This window comes from Paenibacillus intestini (assembly GCF_030803945.1).
GTDB classification, from domain to species: Bacteria; Bacillota; Bacilli; order Paenibacillales; family Paenibacillaceae; genus Paenibacillus; species Paenibacillus polysaccharolyticus.
Genome location: NZ_JAURUN010000007.1, coordinates 46,725 through 65,898 on the forward strand (window position 1 = coordinate 46,725; position 19,174 = coordinate 65,898).

At 45.1% G+C, this 19,174-nt stretch carries 17 protein-coding genes; 8 read left to right on the forward strand and 9 right to left on the reverse strand.

Going from position 1 to position 19,174, the window contains the following annotated elements; genetic code table 11:
* Positions 1 to 148 precede the first annotated feature (148 nt).
* The gene (locus J2T16_RS18465) at positions 149 to 982 is read right to left on the reverse strand and encodes a hypothetical protein (protein WP_499019004.1); all 834 of its coding nucleotides are present in this window, start codon (positions 980 to 982) and stop codon (positions 149 to 151) included.
* Between the two features lie 269 nt (positions 983 to 1,251).
* On the opposite strand from J2T16_RS18465, the gene J2T16_RS18470 reads away from it, so the two are divergent.
* Positions 1,252 to 2,034 (forward strand): Crp/Fnr family transcriptional regulator, encoded by a 783-nt coding sequence (locus J2T16_RS18470; protein WP_090918931.1) that lies wholly within the window; start codon positions 1,252 to 1,254, stop codon positions 2,032 to 2,034.
* A 545-nt stretch (positions 2,035 to 2,579) separates the two neighbouring features.
* Here J2T16_RS18470 and J2T16_RS18475 read toward each other — a convergent pair.
* Both J2T16_RS18475 and J2T16_RS18480 read right to left on the reverse strand, forming a co-directional pair.
* The gene (locus tag J2T16_RS18475) at positions 2,580 to 3,107 is read right to left on the reverse strand and encodes a GNAT family N-acetyltransferase (protein WP_499019005.1); all 528 of its coding nucleotides are present in this window, start codon (positions 3,105 to 3,107) and stop codon (positions 2,580 to 2,582) included.
* A 204-nt stretch (positions 3,108 to 3,311) separates the two neighbouring features.
* On the reverse strand, positions 3,312 to 3,464 hold the full coding sequence (locus J2T16_RS18480) for a hypothetical protein (RefSeq protein WP_167375706.1): 153 nt from the start codon (positions 3,462 to 3,464) through the stop codon (positions 3,312 to 3,314).
* Positions 3,465 to 3,823: 359 nt separating this feature from the next.
* Between J2T16_RS18480 and J2T16_RS18485 the strand changes: the two genes are divergently transcribed.
* Positions 3,824 to 5,344, forward strand: a complete 1,521-nt coding sequence (locus tag J2T16_RS18485) for a DUF6359 domain-containing protein (protein ID WP_499019079.1) — start codon at positions 3,824 to 3,826, stop codon at positions 5,342 to 5,344.
* Positions 5,345 to 5,471: 127 nt separating this feature from the next.
* Here the strand turns inward: J2T16_RS18485 and J2T16_RS18490 are convergent, their stop codons facing one another.
* Positions 5,472 to 5,684, reverse strand: a complete 213-nt coding sequence (locus tag J2T16_RS18490) for a hypothetical protein (RefSeq protein WP_253498399.1) — start codon at positions 5,682 to 5,684, stop codon at positions 5,472 to 5,474.
* 271 nt (positions 5,685 to 5,955) lie between these two features.
* Between J2T16_RS18490 and cdaS the strand changes: the two genes are divergently transcribed.
* Together cdaS and J2T16_RS18500 are read left to right on the forward strand one after the other, a co-directional pair.
* On the forward strand, positions 5,956 to 6,591 hold the full coding sequence (cdaS, locus tag J2T16_RS18495; protein WP_090918921.1) for a sporulation-specific diadenylate cyclase CdaS: 636 nt from the start codon (positions 5,956 to 5,958) through the stop codon (positions 6,589 to 6,591).
* Positions 6,592 to 6,961: 370 nt separating this feature from the next.
* Positions 6,962 to 8,068 (forward strand): Glu/Leu/Phe/Val family dehydrogenase, encoded by a 1,107-nt coding sequence (locus J2T16_RS18500; protein WP_154959959.1) that lies wholly within the window; start codon positions 6,962 to 6,964, stop codon positions 8,066 to 8,068.
* 251 nt (positions 8,069 to 8,319) lie between these two features.
* Here the strand turns inward: J2T16_RS18500 and J2T16_RS18505 are convergent, their stop codons facing one another.
* Together J2T16_RS18505 and J2T16_RS18510 are read right to left on the reverse strand one after the other, a co-directional pair.
* Entirely contained in the window at positions 8,320 to 9,729 is a 1,410-nt protein-coding gene (locus tag J2T16_RS18505) for an MFS transporter (protein WP_221790871.1), read from the reverse strand.
* Positions 9,730 to 9,813: 84 nt separating this feature from the next.
* Entirely contained in the window at positions 9,814 to 11,055 is a 1,242-nt protein-coding gene (locus J2T16_RS18510; protein ID WP_221790873.1) for an ATP-grasp domain-containing protein, read from the reverse strand.
* Positions 11,056 to 11,257: 202 nt separating this feature from the next.
* Between J2T16_RS18510 and J2T16_RS18515 the strand changes: the two genes are divergently transcribed.
* Positions 11,258 to 11,821 carry a hypothetical protein gene (locus J2T16_RS18515; protein ID WP_090918912.1) on the forward strand — a complete coding sequence of 188 codons (564 nt, stop codon included), beginning with the start codon at positions 11,258 to 11,260 and terminating at the stop codon, positions 11,819 to 11,821.
* Entirely contained in the window at positions 11,818 to 12,228 is a 411-nt protein-coding gene (locus J2T16_RS18520; RefSeq protein WP_221790875.1) for a DUF2000 family protein, read from the forward strand. The genes J2T16_RS18515 and J2T16_RS18520 overlap by 4 nt, the downstream gene beginning before the upstream one ends.
* Positions 12,229 to 12,531: 303 nt before the next feature.
* Here J2T16_RS18520 and J2T16_RS18525 read toward each other — a convergent pair whose 3' ends face one another.
* Positions 12,532 to 13,767: an MFS transporter gene (locus J2T16_RS18525; protein WP_221790878.1), complete on the reverse strand. Its 1,236-nt coding sequence runs from the start codon at positions 13,765 to 13,767 to the stop codon at positions 12,532 to 12,534.
* A gap of 356 nt (positions 13,768 to 14,123) precedes the next feature.
* Between J2T16_RS18525 and J2T16_RS18530 the strand changes: the two genes are divergently transcribed.
* Both J2T16_RS18530 and J2T16_RS18535 read left to right on the forward strand, forming a co-directional pair.
* Positions 14,124 to 14,705, forward strand: coding sequence for a TetR/AcrR family transcriptional regulator (locus tag J2T16_RS18530; RefSeq protein ID WP_221790880.1), 582 nt, complete (start codon positions 14,124 to 14,126; stop codon positions 14,703 to 14,705).
* Positions 14,706 to 15,213: 508 nt separating this feature from the next.
* Positions 15,214 to 16,608 carry a helix-turn-helix domain-containing protein gene (locus tag J2T16_RS18535; protein WP_221790883.1) on the forward strand — a complete coding sequence of 465 codons (1,395 nt, stop codon included), beginning with the start codon at positions 15,214 to 15,216 and terminating at the stop codon, positions 16,606 to 16,608.
* Between the two features lie 585 nt (positions 16,609 to 17,193).
* Here the strand turns inward: J2T16_RS18535 and J2T16_RS18540 are convergent.
* Together J2T16_RS18540 and J2T16_RS18545 are read right to left on the reverse strand one after the other, a co-directional pair.
* Positions 17,194 to 17,802 carry a hypothetical protein gene (locus J2T16_RS18540; RefSeq protein ID WP_221790885.1) on the reverse strand — a complete coding sequence of 203 codons (609 nt, stop codon included), beginning with the start codon at positions 17,800 to 17,802 and terminating at the stop codon, positions 17,194 to 17,196.
* Between the two features lie 80 nt (positions 17,803 to 17,882).
* Entirely contained in the window at positions 17,883 to 18,737 is an 855-nt protein-coding gene (locus J2T16_RS18545) for a hypothetical protein (protein WP_221790887.1), read from the reverse strand.
* Positions 18,738 to 19,174: the final 437 nt, after the last annotated feature.

The window sequence follows — 19,174 nt, forward strand, 5'->3', positions numbered from 1 at the left end:
AACGTGGGCAGTGGATCACTCCGAGAAGCATAAGAATGAAAAAAACAGCTGGCCCATCAGCCAACTGTCTCGTTTGAATGTGTATTTTGGAATGAGTTATATCTAGGAAGACTCTCCTGTAGATTAGAAATGTACACGTATCTTTCTTCTACATTGTAAATGTGCTCAGTAATGCCGGCCATACTGCGATCTTCTCACGGCAAGAGGGACATGTTGTTTTGCCTGCCAGATAGGGCAGATGTGTGGACAGTGTCTGTTCTCCGATCTGAGCGGTCCGTTCTGCTAAAACTTGTGTCTCCTCATCTGCCCATGAAGAAGCCGGAATGATGGCTTGAGCTTCCTGATCAGGTTGAAAAACAGGATCTTGTTCATAGGCTTTCAGAGGCACAGCATGATGTTCATCAGGCCATATGTACACTTCATTTGCGCAAGCGGGGCACTCAGCTACATACTCATCCCCTTCCGAAAATGTCATCAGCATATTCGCGACGATATAGGATTCGCGGAATGCGGCATCGGCAATGAGGACGTAACGTTTCTCCATATCATCTGTGGATAGCTCAGCAACATCGGTCAGCACTTGTTCTGTCAGTGATCTGAGCTGGTCGATAGCTTCTACATAATCAGTGTACACCTGCGTGCAGACCGTACTTCCCACCTCATCAGCCAGCTCAGTCCAGGATGGCGGATATGGCATTTGGTGCTGCTCATCACGGCTTGCTTCAATAATACCGCAGTTGATATACAGTTCCTTGCGCACTGCTGTATCGGAAGTCGTACATGCCAGACGAGCTAGGAATGGCATGGCGGCGTAGGTAGCCGTATAGATTGAATTTTGATGAAACAGATACTCCTGAAACAAATCGTTAAAAACCTCCTGGCTGAACTCCTGCTCCAGTTGTTGCAATAGGCGGGGTGCATCTTCTGCTGACCCATAGGGGCCAGACAGTTTTGCCCAAAGATCATGATCTAACGATAACATATGTATTCCTCCTGTTCCGGAGATGCATAAGATTGTAAATTCGCAAGATTGAACACTCACAAGCATTTAACTGTATGCTAGCACTATCGTAAAAGTTTGACAATGCAAGATAAGATCACTCGCAAATGGGGCATTATTGGGGATATGTGACTTTTCTCACAGCGAATTGGGGGAGTTTCCCGCCAAAGATCAGGTAATCCCCCGATAACCTTTCGAACTGATTCACGATATGATGTACACATAAGGAATCACCGAGGGGGACGAAAGTTATGGGTACAGTATTCGTGGAAAGAATCACCCGAAAAGTAGAGCAGACGCAGACACAGACGGAGGCGGGCAAAATGACACAGCGAACAGGCGGGATTCTGTCTTTTGTTACACCGGAGCAATGGAGTCTGATCGAAGAGAAAATGCAGCCTAAAAAAGTAAAGTCGGGATACAGTCTCTTTTTGGAAGGTGATGAAGCTGGATATCTGTACTACATTCGTTCGGGACGAGTGAAGTTGACCAAATCGACGGAGGATGGCAAAGAGATTATTCTGTCGATCCAGCAAAGAGGCGATCTGATCGGTGAATTCGGCGGTATTGGCGGATTGAACCACAGTTACAGTGCAGAGATGGCTGAAAAAGGGGAACTGGCCATCATCTCGCTGACGGATCTCGAAAGTGTGCTTAGCAAAAATGGGGATCTTGCGCTGAAATTCCTGCAATGGATGGCACTTGCACAGCGGATTACACAGTCGAGATTCCGTGACCTGTTGCTCTACGGCAAAGCAGGTGCACTTGCTTCGACATTGATTCGTGCCAGCAATACGTATGGCAAGATTGTTCCAGATGGCATCGTGCTGGAGATGAAGCTGAACCACACAGAACTCGCTGAGATGATCGGGGCAACTCGGGAAAGTGTTACTCGTATGCTCGGAGCATGGAAGGAGCAGGGTACCCTCGATATGCTGGACGGCAAATTAATGATTCGGGACATGGCTGCTTTACGTTGCATGTGTGGATGCCCTTCGTTCCCAAGCTGTCCGAAAGAACTGTGTCGTCTGTAGGCCATATTCAGTAGATTCAGGTAACAAATCAGTTAGTTAGAGAGAACACACGGGTGGGGAGACACGAGATCGGAACGGATAGAACATAACAAAAACGGAACGGATACGGAACTGAATGAAATTTACAAAACAGAACTAACGGTACGAAATAGAGTAAAACGGAACTAAAGTAGCGAAATGGAACGAACGAATAGAATAAAACGGAAAAAGGATGAGGCGGCGCGGGCTGCTTCATCCTTTTTCCTACTTTTTGTTATGTAGCTTTTCCAAACTATCGGGTCTCGCTCTCCCGCGGCTAACGATCACAGATGAGCCTATTTTATGTGTTTTAGCCCATTTGGAAATCTAACGATCAGGAGAGACGTTATTTCTTAAAATTCACACGAAAATGTAGCTTTTTTGCGGTTTTTTAGTGAAATAGCGTCACTGGAGGTCGTTAGAATCCCAAACAGCTGCAAAACGTCTAAATAGGGTTCCTGGTGATCGTTAGAATTTTGGCTGCCACTGTGTACCTCGCTTCACCCGCAGGTAAGCACATCTGATATTTATTCTAACTCCCGATCCAGCATGGAGTAGAGAGACGAGTCATGATATGCCCCTTTATAGAACCAATGCTCCCGGAGAAGGCCCTCACGTTGCATACCGATCCGCAGCATGACGCGCTCAGACGCCGGGTTTTCTGGACGGCATTTGGCATAAATCCGGTGAACGCCAAGTTCCTTGAAGCCAAAATGAAGTAATGCGCGGCAGGCTTCGGTCACATATCCATTCCCCTGATAAGCAGGGTGAAGCACATAGCCGATCTCAGCATTGGTCTGGTCGACAAGGTGGAGCCCTGCGCCGCCGATGAGAAGCCCTTCCTTTTTCAAAACAATGGCAAGTTCATATCCTTCTCTCGGCTCGGCCAGCTGCATACGAATGACATCCTGTACATAAGCCCGGGTATCCTCCTCCGTGTTCGGGCCCCATGCGGTGTGTTCCGTGACTTCGGGCATCGAAGTATACGTATGGATGTGCGGCCAGTCATGTTCTACAATTTCACGAAGAATTAATCTTTCTGTTTCAAGCTTCATAATGTACACTCCTTTGCTCCAACTCAGGTTTCTTCTTTCTACTTGGAGTGGGTCATATCCCACTGCTGAATGGATTCCGCATCGTATTGCATCCTATTGTAACGCACCATATGCACGCAAAAAAGCCCACGACCGAATTCATACAACTGAATTCCTCGCAGGCTATTAGAAGATTACCAAAATCGTTTATGTGACGGTATGTTTTTATGGTTGGTTGCAAGTCGTTGCAGGATATGTGTAGGCCAGCTTGCGGATGATCTCCTTTTGCCATCTTGTGTCACCCAGGTTAATTGCCAGGTTCAGAAGATCCAAATAATCGTCAAGCTGCAGGACAGCCTTTTGCAGAGTTGTGTTCATTCGATGTTCGTTCCCCTTTATCTATAAAGTCGTAAGCATGGTTGGCATCATCATCGGAATTGAAAATAAACAAGCTCAATAATGATAATCATTATCACATATATAATGTCATTATGCATCGAACGTAGGTAAATTGCAATGCCTAACGACGCGATAACTCAACTTTTTTCAGGAAATAGGCTCATGATGACCGTTGCCGACTATAAAATTTTTCAAAAATTTTACATAAATCGAGAGGAATTCATCATGTGAAGCTTTAAATTAGATAGGGACAAGCATCATACGTTATGGAGGAGGAGAAAGGGTATATGAAAAAGGCGTTAAGACAGCACTGGATCGGGGCATTCCTGGTCTTTGTTATGATGGCAACAACGTTATTCGCTCCGGGGGTTCAGGCTCCGGTTCAAGCCGCAGCACCACTTACCGTATCACAAGCGATTGCTGCCCAGAGCAACGGAGGCACGGCAACCGTCGAAGGTTATGTTGTGGGACATGCGACCGGGTCACTGACGGCCAAGTTTACCTCACCGTATGCCAATGATTTCAATGTGCTGATTGCAGATTCTGCATCCGAGCGCTCGAACGCCAAACTGCTGGATGTGCAAGTTTCTTCTTCTTTCCGTGCTCAATATGGACTGGCTTCAAACCCAAGTCTGGTAGGTAAAAAAATTATCGTAACGGGAACGCTTGGCGCCTATAACAGCTATGCTGGTGTCAAAAATCCTACGTCGATTACCCTCTCTTCAGGTACCACGAACCCTGACCCCGAGCCAAATCCGAATCCGGGCACACCTCTTCCGGGCGGAAACGGCAAAAAAGTGTTGTTTGATAACACGCATGCTCAGACCGCAGGTGCGGCTGACTGGATTATCGATGGAGCTTTTTCAGACTTTGCGAATGGTTTGCGAAACGCAGGCTTTACCGTGGATCAGCTGGAACGCAGCATCCCGTATACATTTGGTGAGCAAGCGTACACCTATAACAAATTGAAAGACTACGACGTGTTTGTCATCGGCGAAGCCAACGTGCCATTCAAGGCCACAGAGCAGGCTGCGCTCCTGCAATATGTACAGAATGGCGGAAGTGTCTTCTTCATCTCCGATCACTATAATGCAGACCGAAACAAAAACCGCTGGGATTCTTCCGAAGTGTTCAACGGCTACCGCCGCGGTGCTTTCCTGAATCCAGCTAAGGGCATGTCCTCTGCCGAAGCGGAATCCCCGGCGATGCAAGGCGTGACCAGTTCCGACTGGCTCGGAACGAACTTCGGCGTGCGTTTCCGTTATAACGCGCTGGGTGATGTGAACGCCACAGATATCGTTGCACCATCACAAGCTTTTGGCATCACGACTGGTGTACAAGCTGTAGCGATGCATGCCGGATCAACGATTGCCATTATGGACCCGAACAAAGCTAAAGGTTTGGTGTATGTTCCGGCGGGCGTGTCCAAATGGAATAACGCCGTCGATCAGGGCGTATATAACGGTGGCGGAAGAGCAGAAGGGGCGTACGCTGCGGTTGCCAAAGTAGGCGCAGGAAAAGCGGCGTTCATCGGTGATTCCTCTCCGGTTGAAGATGCGTCGCCAAAGTATTTGCGTGAAGAAAACGGAGCAACCAAGAAAACCTACGATGGTTTCAAAGAGGTGGATGATGCCACGTTCCTCGTGAATACGGTAAAATGGCTGGCGGTCAAAGAAAGTTACACCAGCCTGTCCCAAGTGCCAGGTCTGACCCTTGATACAGCAACAAGCTTGTTGCCAATGGAGACACCAGCAAGCTCCACCGAGCCACAGCTTGAGCCGTGGGCTGCGCCTGCGGCAGGGTACAAATGGTATGATCCAACGACATTTAAAGCAGGTTCGTACGGCAAGGCTCAATAATGGGTAGGTTAGGGCCGAATTAGAATTAGAAAAGGATTTAGAATGACAATCATTCAAAATACGAAGCAACGTTAAACAAACGCAAAGAAGGAGCTGGTGATGTCACTCAGCTTCTTCTTTGCGTTTCTTATTTTAAATAATCATGAATGATCTTCTTATCAAAGCTATTTGAGATTTTATACTTCATGGATGAGTTCTTTTTAGGAGACGCCTCGTAATCATAGACATCGATATACTTGTCGTCATATAAAAATATTCCAAGTCTTGCGCCTCCATTTACTTCAACCAGCAACCTATAAACCTCATTGAAATCTTTGGAAATACTCGAATCTTTCTTCACTTCAAGGTTATCGTGTTGAAGTCAACCTCGTTCCATGCAAATTCCTTTAGGGACTTTGTTGAATTCATTGTAAAGAACCATAGTGCGATTGCTAAAAGGATGATCATACATGCCAGGATGTAATAATTACGTTTCTGCATCATAAATCTCCTTAATTTTGTCGTCATACACTCATTGTAACATTTATCCAATTGGTAATGCATAAAGCTTCTTTTCTCCGGGTAAGGTATGGGTACTCGGGCTAGTAATCCAAAGAGGGAGGCGGCACAAGATGAATCAGCACATCGGACAAGCAGACTGTGACAGTTCCCTGATGCGGCAGAAGTTAAAGGCGGACCTGCACCGCGTAGCAGAACGAATGAATCTGACATTATCACGTTTTGACCATGACAGTGTCTGTTTGCTGGGGCAGTTTGCGGAGATTCGTGCCGAAATCAAACACATTGAGGTGCTTGCTTCTTCTTTTTATCTCGACTGTTATTTGTCCCCGTTTACGGAGAAGTTTGCAGAACTGACGTCCAGTGTGCAGCATCTATCCGACCGCAGGTACGGAGCGCTGATTGTGATTGAACGGGAGGTTCCGCTGGAGACGATGATTCATTCCGGTGTAGCGGTGGATGCCAAAGTAACTCACGCGTTGCTTGAATCGCTCTTCATCCCTGGTGCGCCATTGCATGATGGAGCTGTGCTGATTCGTGGCAACCAGATTGTATCTGCTGGCAATGTGTTGCCGTTATCCCAAGCCGAAGCCCACGAACGTAAGTTGGGCACACGCCACCGGGCGGCACTTGGATTAAGCGAGCTGACCGATGCGGTGGTGCTGGTAGTCTCGGAAGAGACGGGACAGGCTTCTTTTGCGGTGGACGGGGCGCTGCATCCGATTAATGTGGTTGAAACGCTGACCTAGAGCGTAGAGCGTAGAGAGTAAGATTTGTGCGAGGTGAGTACAGGTACATAGGTACATAATCGAGAGCACATGAGCATATTGACCTGCCCATGCTTCCATTTGAGATACGAGTTATTGAAGAGGCTAACCCACCAGTCACAGGATGACAGGCGAGGCCTCTTTTTGCTATGGTGAGTTTCACATTCAAAGATATCTCATCAGGCTTAACTATGGCTTAGATACGAACGGTGCTGCCTCAAAGCGAGCATAGTGGTGATCCTTTTGCACAAACTGGGTGAATATGGGTACAATAGAGGGTGGAGCTTGAATAGGAGCGCCAGAATTCAACACTGCGATTTATCGCAAAAATGGTTAGAGGAGACGTTAGCACATGAGTTGGTTTGAAGCAATGGAGCAACATGATTACGAGGAACTGGTCCTGTGCCAGGATCGAAATTCAGGTTTGAAGGCCATTATTGCCATACACGATACAACACTTGGGCCTGCGCTAGGCGGTACACGGATGTGGACATACGCTTCAGAGGAAGCTGCCATTGAAGATGCACTGCGTCTCGCTCGGGGCATGACATATAAAAATGCAGTATCCGGTCTTAATCTGGGCGGAGGCAAAACGGTAATTATCGGAGATCCGCGTCGTGACAAAAATGAAGCGATGTTCCGCGCCTTCGGCCGCTACATTCAGGGTTTGAATGGCCGTTACATCACTGCCGAGGATGTGGGCACGACGGAAGAAGACATGAACCTGATCTATCAGGAGACCGATTATGTCACGGGGATCTCAGCTAGCTATGGCTCATCCGGCAACCCTTCCCCTGCAACCGCTTGGGGGGTATACCGCGGCATCAAGGCTGCTGCGAAGGAAGCATTCGGAACCGATCTGCTAGAAGGTAAAACAATTGCCGTTCAAGGCGTGGGCAACGTAGCGATGCATCTGTGCAAGTATCTGTACGAGGAAGGTGCGCATCTAATCGTAACCGATATCCATAAGGATTCCGTGAAGCTGGCGGTGGAACGTTTTGGCGCCAAGGCGGTTGATCCGGCAGATATAACAAGCGTCGAATGTGATATTTATGCGCCATGTGCGCTCGGCGGCACGATTAATGACGATACACTTAAGACACTGAAAGCCAAAGTGATTGCGGGTTGTGCGAACAATCAGCTGCTGGAGCCACGCCATGGGGATGAACTGTATCAGCGTGGCATCGTGTACGCACCGGATTATGTCATTAATGCAGGCGGTGTGATCAACATTGCGGATGAGCTGAACGGATATCATGAAGATCGAGCATGGGCGAAGATCGGAGAGATTTACACCACGCTGGAGAAAATATTCGAAAGCTCCCGCACCGAAGGCATCGCTTCTTATGTCGCGGCAGACCGTCTTGCCGAGCAACGGATCGAGATGATGAAAAATACGCGTAGCACCTTTTTACAAAATGGTCATCACGCATTAAGTGCACGCAGACTGCGGAAATAAACGCTACCAGCCGCGCATCTGAAAGCTGAATTCATGTAAGACAACGTGTAAGACGATAGGTAAGACGAGCAGAAGAGCTAAGGGACAATCCTGAAGGTTTGGTCAAACGAACGTAGTAACCTCCGAAAAAAAACGCATTTTCGGAGGTTTTTCGTGCAGACCCCATTCAGTGTTGTCCCTTTTTGGTGTGATTGCTTGTTTTCGTTTTAGCATAAGTTTAAGCGGCAGCTCTTATAAACCGAGGCTTGGATTTAGACACTTTTCGAGTAATCGGGTGATTCGATTCCACGGTTATTTGTGGCGTTTTTTTCAATATACCAGAGAAGAACCATACAAATCGCATAGAACAGACTGATCCCCAGAATAATGATCCATACACTCTTCATATCCACACTTCGAATGAACAGACCCGTCAGATAAGGGCTAAGGGTATACCCCAGACAACCGACGAACAACAGCAAGCCGTTAAATCTCCCCTGATGGCTGTCAGGCACGCGGGATGCTATATATAGATTGATATTGGTCTGCACCAGAATCTCTCCAATCGTCCAGAGCACCGTGGATACCACAACGATAGCAAATTGAGGCCAATCCCCGAGCAGATATAGCGCACCAAATCCGATGCCATAAAAGAGAGCGCCTGCCGCGATGGAGTTTAGAGCCGTGAATTTACGGGTCGCCGATAGCACCAGCGTGGTCAGAAGAATGACACTGATCGCATTAATGGTCATGACAGAGCCGTAGTAAGCTGCTCCATGTTCACCGAACGTCTGATTCATCTGCAAGGGCAGGCTGAACGAGTATTGCATGTAAATAAAATAGTTAAGAAAAGATACCACGATGAAAAAAACAACGAGTGGATTCTTCAGCAGCATAGGGAACAATGGCGAAGGCAAAGAATCTGATCCTTGTTGCTGCCTGGATGGAGAGCGACCTTGTTTATGTTGTTGTTGTTGTTGTTGTTGTTGTTGTCCCGGCTGAGGGTGTTCTTCTTGGTGTTGTTGCTTCCCATGTGGCCGTTGTTCCCCCTGTGATTGCTCTGTATGCTGTGCAGATTCCCCAGCAATGGTTTGCTTTGCTTGGCCGCTTGTACCAACAAAAACCTTTTTCCAAATGATGAAGGTAGAGATCAAAAATACGGTGCCGATACTCAGAAAGACGATATGCACGTAATCTTTAATAAAAAAGCCGGCAATCAATGGCCCAAGCGCGATACCGAGATTGGCTCCGAGATACATCAGGGAAAAGGCCGATTTCCGCTCCTTTTCCTCTGGACACAGCTGAATAATTAAGGCGTTATACGCCGGGCGTGTAATACTGATGAAGAACATGACCGCAATCAGAAGATAACCGATGGTCATCGTGCCTGACCAGAAGGAGCAGCTCATGATCATAAGGGCAGACAAAATCTGCCCGGAGATAATGATCGTTTTTTTGCCAATCAGATCACTTAAATAACCGCCAAGCAGTACACCGGGGCCGCTAATCAGAGCCGCCATGGATACAAAAATACCCGCGCTGACCACACTCATGCCCATCTGCAGCGTAAGCACCAAGGTGATCAGGGAGAAAATAAAATCCCCCGTGCTGTTAATGGTTCTCGCCAAGCAGAGATAATAGATGTCGCGGCTGAGTCCCGCGTATGTTTTGAATAAAGACAATCGTTTCAAACCTCCCCCAAAAAAACACAATCCCAGTAAAAAAACTACTACGTTAAGGTCGTTCTCTACTGCGTATTCACGATCTTATACGTTTTCGGGAACCGCCACCTCAATGACGAATCGATCGTACATCTCCAGTAACGTCTGACGTAATTCCTCGAACGAATCACCTTCCACAATAGCGAACCCTGAGCGGGTCATCGTGTCGTTTACAGCCCCGGCGTGTTGCCCCACTTCATAGGAGACGTTAAATTCAATGATGCCTGGAACGTCCGCATAATCGTCTCTGCCGGAGATGTGCTGGATCACTCCTGCGCGGGAGGGGAAGCAGATCATACCCGTGAATTTGTTGCTGGTCTCCTGCTGCGTAAAGGTATATGTACCGAGTTCCAGATCCGCCACTGCTTCGAAAAAGTCCACACCATGCGTGTTCTTGATGCAAGGCGGCATCACATGTGAACCCCCGATTCTGGCTCCAATCTCTCCGAAAACCACTTCGCCTTCCGGCGTGAGGAACAGTTCGGCATGGGTCACCGATTGATTGATGCCAAGCGCGGCAATAACTTGTCTGTTGATGTCTTCGATTCGCTGTATAAAATCTGCTTCTGTGCCTTTGGAGAAAGTAATGCTAGCCGGGGGTTTCTGCTGCGTTGCGATATCCAGACAGTTGTAGAGATATTGGGAAACGGAAGCAAACACCACTTCTCCCTTGCACACAATGGAGTCACAGTGGAACTCTGTGCCATGAATGAATTCTTCCAGCAAATCCCGTTGCTGTTCTTGTCTTGTGTATTGAAGGTAATGCAACAGTTCTTCCATACTGGACAATTTGAACGTGTTGATACTGCCGTAACCGCTGAGCGGCTTCACAATGATGGGGAAACCATACGTAGCAGAGAAATGAAGATAGTCCTGTTGCTGGAGCGCAATGGCCGTTCTGGACGTGCGGATTCCGCGCTGATGCAACATTTGTTTCATAATCCATTTGTTCCGAACCGCTTCGGCCTGATTGCGCTGCATGCCTGGAATGCCGAACTCGGAACGGAGTTGTCCGCCGATCTCGATGGCATTCTCACCCGGAGTTAACAGAGCACCGATGGAGTGAGATTGCAGGATTTGTTGCATATGTGCCCGGATGGCGTCCACAGATTCGAGATGATCAACGTATCTAATTTCATCAAAATAAGCTTCAAGCCGTTCAGGGTGATGTAATTGATGGCGTTCAATAATCAGAATTTTTCGGCAGTCTGTATATTTGGTCAAGGGTTTCACGAAGTTTAAACCAAAGGGAAGCCTGAAATCAGATATGTATACGATCGTTTTCATATGTCCTCCTGGATAAAATTTGAAATAATGAATGGTTTTCACAACATTATAGCTCATTATTTTCAGTTTTCAATACATTTTTTGTAAAATTTTATGCACGATTGTACATATTTTTGTTGCGTTGAAGTGTTAATTGACAGCAGGAATTTTTTGGTATAGTATCGTACCGAATTGGAAAATAAATGGGAGGTAATGGAGATAAATGGATATAAATAAAGAGAAATATGCCATACTGGGCACATTGGGTGACGATGAAGGATTCTTGACTTGCAGCATGCATATTGCGAAAAAAATGGATAATTCTGATATGATTAAGCCATACCCCGAATTCGAAGCGGCTGCAGAAGATCTGAAATCCGGCGCGATTTCCTGCTTGCTGGTGCCTGGAGCGTATCCCAAGCTGAACAGTTTCATTATGGATTCAGATCTGGTCGTGTCCGAAAGTTTTGTAGAGAAGATCCCTGCACTGGTGCTGTCCGGCTTCCACGCCGCTTGCCCGGAGCAGATTGATACGATTTTTCATCATCCGGCAACTACATACTTGTTATCTGAACTGAATATTGCCTATAGAGAGAACAGCACAGTATCTTCCAACCCGGAGGCCTGCAGGCAGGTTATGCTAAATACAGAGACCTCCATTGCGCTCACGAACCAGCTCTGTGCGGATCATTACGGACTGGTAACGTATAAAGTGCTGCGTGAAGGCATTCAAATGCCATGGGTATGTTTTACGAAAAAACCACAGAGGGTGAATGCACTCGTATGAAGAGAATCGCAATTATACTGGATAAAAATCTGGAGCAAGGAGCCGCAGCCAATGTGGCAGCGCTGCTTATGGGACAAGCTGCCCTGAACGAACCGGAGTTATATGCCGATCAGCCTGTACGGGATCAGAGCGGCATTCAGCATGCAGGAATCCGCTATAGCACCGTTATTCTGAAGGCGGGGGAGAATCAACTGATCAATCTGGCTAAGACCTGTGCCAAGAATCAGGACGGATTGAAGCATCTTGTTTTTACACAGACAGGACAGTCCTTGAATAACGCTTTTGAACAATATGCAAGTGAAATTGCATCGATGACATTGGAGGCGACCAAAGTCGTAGGTGTCATTGTATGGGGAGAAGACGAGTCCGTTCGGACGGCGACCAAGAAGTTCAGTGTGATGAAATAGTGTAATGAATAAGGCGGGTTTGGGGATACGCTTTAAATGGAGTACAACTGGGGTGCAGTTGCAACAAGCAGGCTGTCGCGCCTAGCTGGAACGGAACAGAACGGAGCAGAGTACCGGAGACTAGCGGACGACAGAAAAGCTTGTCGATGCGGGGTATGAAACATAAGGGCTACGAACATAAAAATAAGGGCAGAAGCGATCCTATGGATGGCCTCTGCCCTTATTTTGTACAAGAGAAATTTTTAGATGAATGCTCTGTATATGGTGATGAAGATGCAGGTGCAAGTACAGATAAGATACAGGTTATGTGCCGCTCACGGCTGTAACCTTTTTCTCTGTTAAATAGTATAGCAGCGCGAGCAGGGGCATGATCAGACCAATGAGTGTCGTGAGGCTCCAGCCGCCATGGGCATATGACCAACTTCCAAGTGAAGAACCGATGGCACCACCGATGAAAAAGATCGACATAAACAGGCCGTTCACACGTCCTCTTGCCTCGTTGCCAAGGGAGTAGATGATGCGTTGACCCAGCACCAGGTTACCGGAAACAGCCATATCCAGCGTAATGGCAACCACGACCAGCAGGATCAAGGCTGGTGTAGAATGACTCTGGAACAGATAGGCCAGACCAAAGGAGGCTGCGGCAATAACCATAGCGGCTCCGGTGAGCACCCTTGTAAAACCGCGGTCTGCCCATCTTCCGGCGATCGGAGCGGCAATGGCGCCGCCTACCCCGGCGAGAGCAAACCAGGCGATGCCTTGCTGCGACAAGCCAAAATCGGTTGCCAGTCGAAGAGGCACCGTCGTCCAGAATAGGCTGAATGCGCCGAACAAGCTGGCCTGATAGAACGCGCGCCGCCGCAACATCGGCAGGGTGCGAAGCAATGTGCCGAGGGAGAGAATCAATTGTCCATAAGTCAGGTTTGGATCAGGCCGACGGGCCGGAAGTGCCCGTGACAGTAACAGCATGAGCAACGCGATCACCACGGCCGAGAATGCAAAGACCGCCTGCCAGCCGAACACGCTGGTGATAAAGCTGGCGACAGGGCGTGCGAGCATTATGCCGAGTAGCAGACCGCTCATCACATTGCCGACCACCTGCCCGCGCTGCTCTTCCGAAGTCAGATAAGTCGCATACGGCACCAGAATTTGTGCAACGACAGAACCGATGCCAATGAGCAGTGAAGCCGTCAGGAAGAGGAAAGCACTGGTGGAGAAGGTGGCTGTAATCAGCGCTAGTACAAGTACAATAAGAAACAGAACCATTAAACGGCGATTCTCGATAATGTCGCTGAGCGGCACGATGAACAGCAGTCCAATGACATAACCAATTTGTGTCAGTGTTACGATTAATCCGGCTGCGGCAGACGAGAGACCTGTAGTGCTGCTGATTGGCCCAAGAACGGTCTGAGCATAATACAGGTTAGCTACGATCAGACCGCAGGAAGCAGCGAGCAGGAAAATAATCCAGGCAGGCACGGTAGTCTGATTCTGGTTGGTACTTTGTTTCTGTTTGGAATGAGGATATTTGGTATCCATAAGATCAACCTCCAATAAAAGTGTATGATGGTCATTCAATTGCCATTTTCACTTAAAACGATGTGTGATTTTAATTAATGAACGTTTCGTTTACTAATTACATCTAAATAATATACGATACGTTTAGTATTGTAAATAGGCAGTTACAGAACAAAGTGATTTTACATAAAGATGACGGAAACACAATAACATTGCTGGGAGCTTAAAAATGTATATCGACGCTGTATTTTAGTATAATGAACGTATCGTATTTTTTATTGAGGATAACAGCGATTCAACGGTTATTCTGTTATTGAATTGGTTGTGTAAATACTTTGGTTGAGCTTATATAGATGATTGCAATGGAGGGGTCAGCAATGACTGCAAAAAGAGGACGTCCCCGCAACATGGAGACCCAGAATGCCATTCTTGCCGCGGCGTATGAACTGCTACTGGAGGATGGGTTTGCAGCGGTGACGATTGAAAAGATTGCCGAACGTGCACAGGTCAGCAAAGCCACCATCTACAAATGGTGGCCAAGTAAAGGTGCTGTTATGCTGGACGGGTACATGTCGGCGTTAACGGCCAGGTTGCCTGTGCCGGATACGGGGTCTGTATATGAGGATGTGCGTGCTCATGCAGGGAACCTGGTTCAATTTTTGACAAGTGCCGAAGGGAAAGTCATTACACAGATCATCGGAGAAGGGCAGTCTGATCCCGCCCTTGCGGAAGAATACCGTAGCAGATATATTCAGCCGCGCCGCCGTGAAGCATGGGGCATTCTGGAGAAAGGCGTGGAACGTGGCGAATTGAAGCAGGGACTGGACATTGGGCTGTATATCGACATGATCTACGGGCCTGTATTTTACCGGATGCTGGTCACGGGCGAGCCGATGGATGATACGTTTGTGGAGTTGCTGCTAGGCACGGTATTCAAAGGCATCGGGTCTGAGGCATAGCAATAAGTGATAGCAGCATGTGATAGTGAAGGAAGAGAAGAAGAGAAGAAAAGGAAAAGGGAAAGGGCAATTCGGAGAAAGACCGAATTACCCGGGGATACGGTTACTGCGTAGCCAAACGAAGTCTATACCTGGAAGATCGGGGAGATGGCAGAGGGCCATGTGTCCGTTGGTTTGGGGACGAAGGGAGTTTCGTGCTTGTTTAATATTGGGGGATCATTCCACACTGAACTTGGCAGTTCGTGTCTGTCCGTGTTGTATAATCCTATGGAAATAGTAGGATATTGAAGTTGGAATAACTGTATCATGTTCCTGTCCATTCTTCTAATGGATTTTTTCTATAAGCAATTCGAGGCGAAGGCAAGCTGGAGATGTAGAAGTTCTTGTGCTTGCATAAAAATGTAAATTTATTGCCACGATTGTTATTGACCACTGTAAAATTTAGGATTAAAATTGGTCTAATCATATAAATTCAAATTTCTGGATTTTAATTGTGGAGGTGGGATACATGGAACCTGCAACTACGATACGCTCAACGATTGAGGATTACATCAGGAAACAGGGATATACCCTTCAATATTTTGCAGATATATCGGGAGTGAACGCTGGAACGCTTAGCGCCATTATTAAGGGAACACGCCCCATCGCCATGGCGCAGCTTGATCTGATTACCCAGGGCATGAATCTGGAGGAAGGCTATTTCTACGAGACGTATGGTGGGGAGTGCTTCGTAGAGTCGGCTCCACACTGGCGAAGGCTTGAGCCCTTCCTGCAACGCTGTGCGGAATTGGACAAGCTGGACTGCATCCAGCGGGTGATTCAACAAGTAACGGATGATCGTTCCTATATCTCGGAACTGTTCGAGATGGCCGAAGGTATGCTGGAGCGCGGTCAGCAACAAGCTGCCCGTATGTTATATGAATGTGTAGCCGAGTGCGAGAAATACCAGCATTCCGAGCGCTTGGCCCTCTGCCAGTATCGTATCTTCACCCTCTCGCTAGGCCAGAATCAACACGATAACCTCCGTGCCGCCGTGCACTTTGAGCCTTATATTAATCGGCTAGATGAGGAGAGGCAACTGGATGCGATAAGGGAGCTAGCTAATACTTACAATGGGTTATGTCACTGGGACAAAGTATACCAGTTAGCTGATGAGCTGTTGGAACGGGTCAAATGTCTAGAACAATTCAAAAGTAAAAAAAGAGAAGCAGAGATTAATCGAATCTCTAAGCACCCATTGTTTACTTATAAATTTTATGCTTACTTATTAATTGCAACAGTATGGGGCGAACGTAAAGAGTACAAAAAGGCACTAGAGTATACTTCCCTCTATGCTAACATAGTTATCGAAAATTCTACTTCAGAAGATCAGCTTTTTATTAAACGATTTAATGAATGGGCAGAAGTGAATACCTATTTATATAAATTAATGACGGGCGATTACGATTCACTTTACTCTTATATTGATTTTATAGAAGAAAACGAAAATGAGACCCTTCTTGGACTTGTCAAAGTTATGGAAGCGGCTAATATATATCAGCTAAATGTAGACAAGGTTCTAAAAAGGTTTGAATTATTCATTCATATGTTAGCTAATGATCATGATTACCAGAGTAGCTACACTATTCAGATAAAAGATGATAGATATACTAAATTTTGGGCTGAATTAGCATTTTATCAGTTGTCCAAAGAAAGATATCATGAAGGATTCAGAGATTTACTAACCTGCCTAAGCTATGCTCTCAAAATTAATGATGACTCTACTATAATTTATTGTGTAAGTTTGTTCGAAGAACACAGAATCCAGGCCCCTAAATCAATTAAGTCACAATATAAAAGTATTATTAAGGAGGTTTATAGTCGATATGAGAAGAAAAGTAACGTTGGCATTGACGCTGTTTAGTTCGTTCATTATGTTATCGAGTATTACAGATAGTATAGACCAAATTATCAACTTGCTTCTCAATCATGGTGCAGGCGGATATTAGAAAATGGTAGATAATTTATTATAACTATTGGGCGTACTATATTTAATAGGGTATAGCGCGCCTATTTGGATTGTTATAATGAGTGACCGATGTAAAACTAAAAATAAATATATTTATTGTATATTTGATTAAATCATAAGTTATTCGATTAGTGGACATAAGACAGTGGAAAGGGTTTGTACAGTAATAGTACATATTGAGGTACATCTGAGAGTGAAATCTCAAATTAAGCTTACATTGTGGATAGATATAATAATTCCAAAAAAAGTGAAAATAGATATATGAATGGAAAAAAAGCCAGCTCTTATAATTACAAGTGGCTTATTTTTTATTCAACCTCATGTGTAATTATGCAGAAAATGCATTGAAATTATATCGTTTTAATGATTACAACTTCCCCCTTTATTAGGTTGGCGCCTTCCTGCGGGCTTCACTTGACATTTAATGCATGAGATAAAAGTAAATCTCGAATTTTACATCATATACAACTATCGGTTGACTCAAGTTGTTTGATTATCCAATTCATTCAGCAGATTAAGATACTTATCTAATAGAACTTCCTTTTTATAGTCTTCTAAATGATATGATGGATATTCCTTTTCTGCATCCAAGATACTATTAATAAATCTTTCTACTTCGCCTTTTGTTGGAGTTGATCCTGAACTACTTATAATATTGTCTATAATAATTAAAACGGAGTTCAAAATTTGTTTGAAAACAACCAGTGACATTTTTTCGGCTTTATTTATTTCTGATGTGGAACCGTTTGAAAAAAAGCTCATTACGGTTTGATAGAGTTTATCTAGAGTGTTAATATACTTTTTTTCAATGGAAATACAATATCTAATATCACCAACATCTAGTAGCTCAGGCATCAAGTTGTCCATGTACTGATTGTTGGAGGAAGTAAAAAAAGTAGCAATGTTTTTATATGATTTACGTATTTTGTCTACCCTACCTTGGATGCTGTTACAGGTGATTTGGTCTTCTTTTTCTCTACATTTACTAAGATCAGTCTTTAAATGAGTTAGTTCTTTCTCACTGCATGATAGAGCGAAATCGTCAAGATAACTAGTTAGAATGAAATATAGCTCTTTTGCATTTTTCATTAAAGATCACCTCATGAAATAAGATTCGTGAATGTAAACGTAGAAGCAGTCTTAAGACTGCTTCTACGTTTACATAACTATTAAAAGAAAGAATGGCCACCAGATCTATCCCAAATATGGTAATGATAATAGTAACCGAAACCGAGACCAGGTTTACTAATTTCAGGTCCTACTGGCTCTTTTCCACCGCCTGCTCGCTGAGCAACTTTAGCTGCTCCAGATAAGGTCGTAGACCATACATCTCTTCCAGTAACGTCACTATCACCATTGAAAGACTTCAATCTATTAACCGCTGTGCTAAGGGATATTGCAGGCCCAATCCATACATCGCCTTGCATTATTTTAGCATAGTAGTGGTCGTACTCTCGTTTATTTCTCAAATTCATTGCAATTTCATCTGTTTTTGCAAATTCAATATTGTTGATCATAACTACAGCTGCAATAAGAAGGAGTGCTTCTATCAGTTTAGCACCCACGATCTGAACTAGTGGCGCTAATATTACCACCATTGGTCGGATAATGGTATCATCTTTACTAATAGTCGCTGTCTGTCCTGTTTTTTGATCTTCATATGTTACAGTTACGCCATTTTCTGTTGAATAGTCATCAATTGTTACTTCATAGTGCTCTACTTGTTTACTATCCGTTGATTCAATAGACATCAGTGAGACGGGGGCGGTCTCTGCTTTTTCGTATGTAGAGAAGGTAGTTTTTAAGGTCTCTTTATCTTGAACCAATATCCCGACTAAACCTTCAATTTCAGTTTTTAGCCTTATCTCTTGATCGTTATTTGCCAAAACTTCGACACCATTTACCGCGGTTATTTCAAATTCTTTCTCAGATTTAGCATAGGATGGGCTGATTAAACTTACACTAACCAGAACAAATACAAGAAATGTCGCAATGAACCTTAAGAAGTTTCGTTTAAGTAACATATTAAAGATTTCTCCTTTTCTGATATGAAGTGTGTGAAAAAAATTAAAGCAATCTACCCTCCTTTTTTTGATATCTAAAACAAATATATACAAATATATATGAATATTCAACATTATTTTACTTTTTATATATTTATGTGGAATTTATAACATGTAATTATTTCTACATTAAGTATTAAATTGAAGGAATCAATTTGGCTAAATCGCTACGCTCGCGTCTTAATAAAATGATTTCTTAAAAGCTTGGTCTAAATAGGATTGAATGTACATTCTCCGTTCCTCCTGAGAAAATATTAATGATATGTGTATTTTGTTCCCATGAGGTTTTGACCGCTTAAGTCGAAGTTGGCCATCATCTGCTATCCTCTAATATTTTCGTCTAGGCCCACCTTCTCGTTCACTCCAGTACCTTTCAATGTAAGTGTTAGCTTACAGCG

Bases quoted from the DNA above. Each gene is read 5' to 3' on its own strand.
- J2T16_RS18465 (WP_499019004.1), bottom strand. From the start codon at position 982: ATGTTATCGTTAGATCATGATCTTTGGGCAAAACTGTCTGGCCCCTAT.
- J2T16_RS18470 (WP_090918931.1), top strand. From the start codon at position 1,252: ATGGGTACAGTATTCGTGGAAAGAATCACCCGAAAAGTAGAGCAGACG.
- J2T16_RS18475 (WP_499019005.1), bottom strand. From the start codon at position 3,107: ATGAAGCTTGAAACAGAAAGATTAATTCTTCGTGAAATTGTAGAACAT.
- J2T16_RS18480 (WP_167375706.1), bottom strand. From the start codon at position 3,464: ATGAACACAACTCTGCAAAAGGCTGTCCTGCAGCTTGACGATTATTTG.
- J2T16_RS18485 (WP_499019079.1), top strand. From the start codon at position 3,824: ATGATGGCAACAACGTTATTCGCTCCGGGGGTTCAGGCTCCGGTTCAA.
- cdaS (WP_090918921.1), top strand. From the start codon at position 5,956: ATGAATCAGCACATCGGACAAGCAGACTGTGACAGTTCCCTGATGCGG.
- J2T16_RS18500 (WP_154959959.1), top strand. From the start codon at position 6,962: ATGAGTTGGTTTGAAGCAATGGAGCAACATGATTACGAGGAACTGGTC.
- J2T16_RS18510 (WP_221790873.1), bottom strand. From the start codon at position 11,055: ATGAAAACGATCGTATACATATCTGATTTCAGGCTTCCCTTTGGTTTA.
- J2T16_RS18515 (WP_090918912.1), top strand. From the start codon at position 11,258: ATGGATATAAATAAAGAGAAATATGCCATACTGGGCACATTGGGTGAC.
- J2T16_RS18520 (WP_221790875.1), top strand. From the start codon at position 11,818: ATGAAGAGAATCGCAATTATACTGGATAAAAATCTGGAGCAAGGAGCC.
- J2T16_RS18525 (WP_221790878.1), bottom strand. From the start codon at position 13,767: ATGGATACCAAATATCCTCATTCCAAACAGAAACAAAGTACCAACCAG.
- J2T16_RS18530 (WP_221790880.1), top strand. From the start codon at position 14,124: ATGACTGCAAAAAGAGGACGTCCCCGCAACATGGAGACCCAGAATGCC.
- J2T16_RS18535 (WP_221790883.1), top strand. From the start codon at position 15,214: ATGGAACCTGCAACTACGATACGCTCAACGATTGAGGATTACATCAGG.
- J2T16_RS18540 (WP_221790885.1), bottom strand. From the start codon at position 17,802: ATGAAAAATGCAAAAGAGCTATATTTCATTCTAACTAGTTATCTTGAC.
- J2T16_RS18545 (WP_221790887.1), bottom strand. From the start codon at position 18,737: ATGTTACTTAAACGAAACTTCTTAAGGTTCATTGCGACATTTCTTGTA.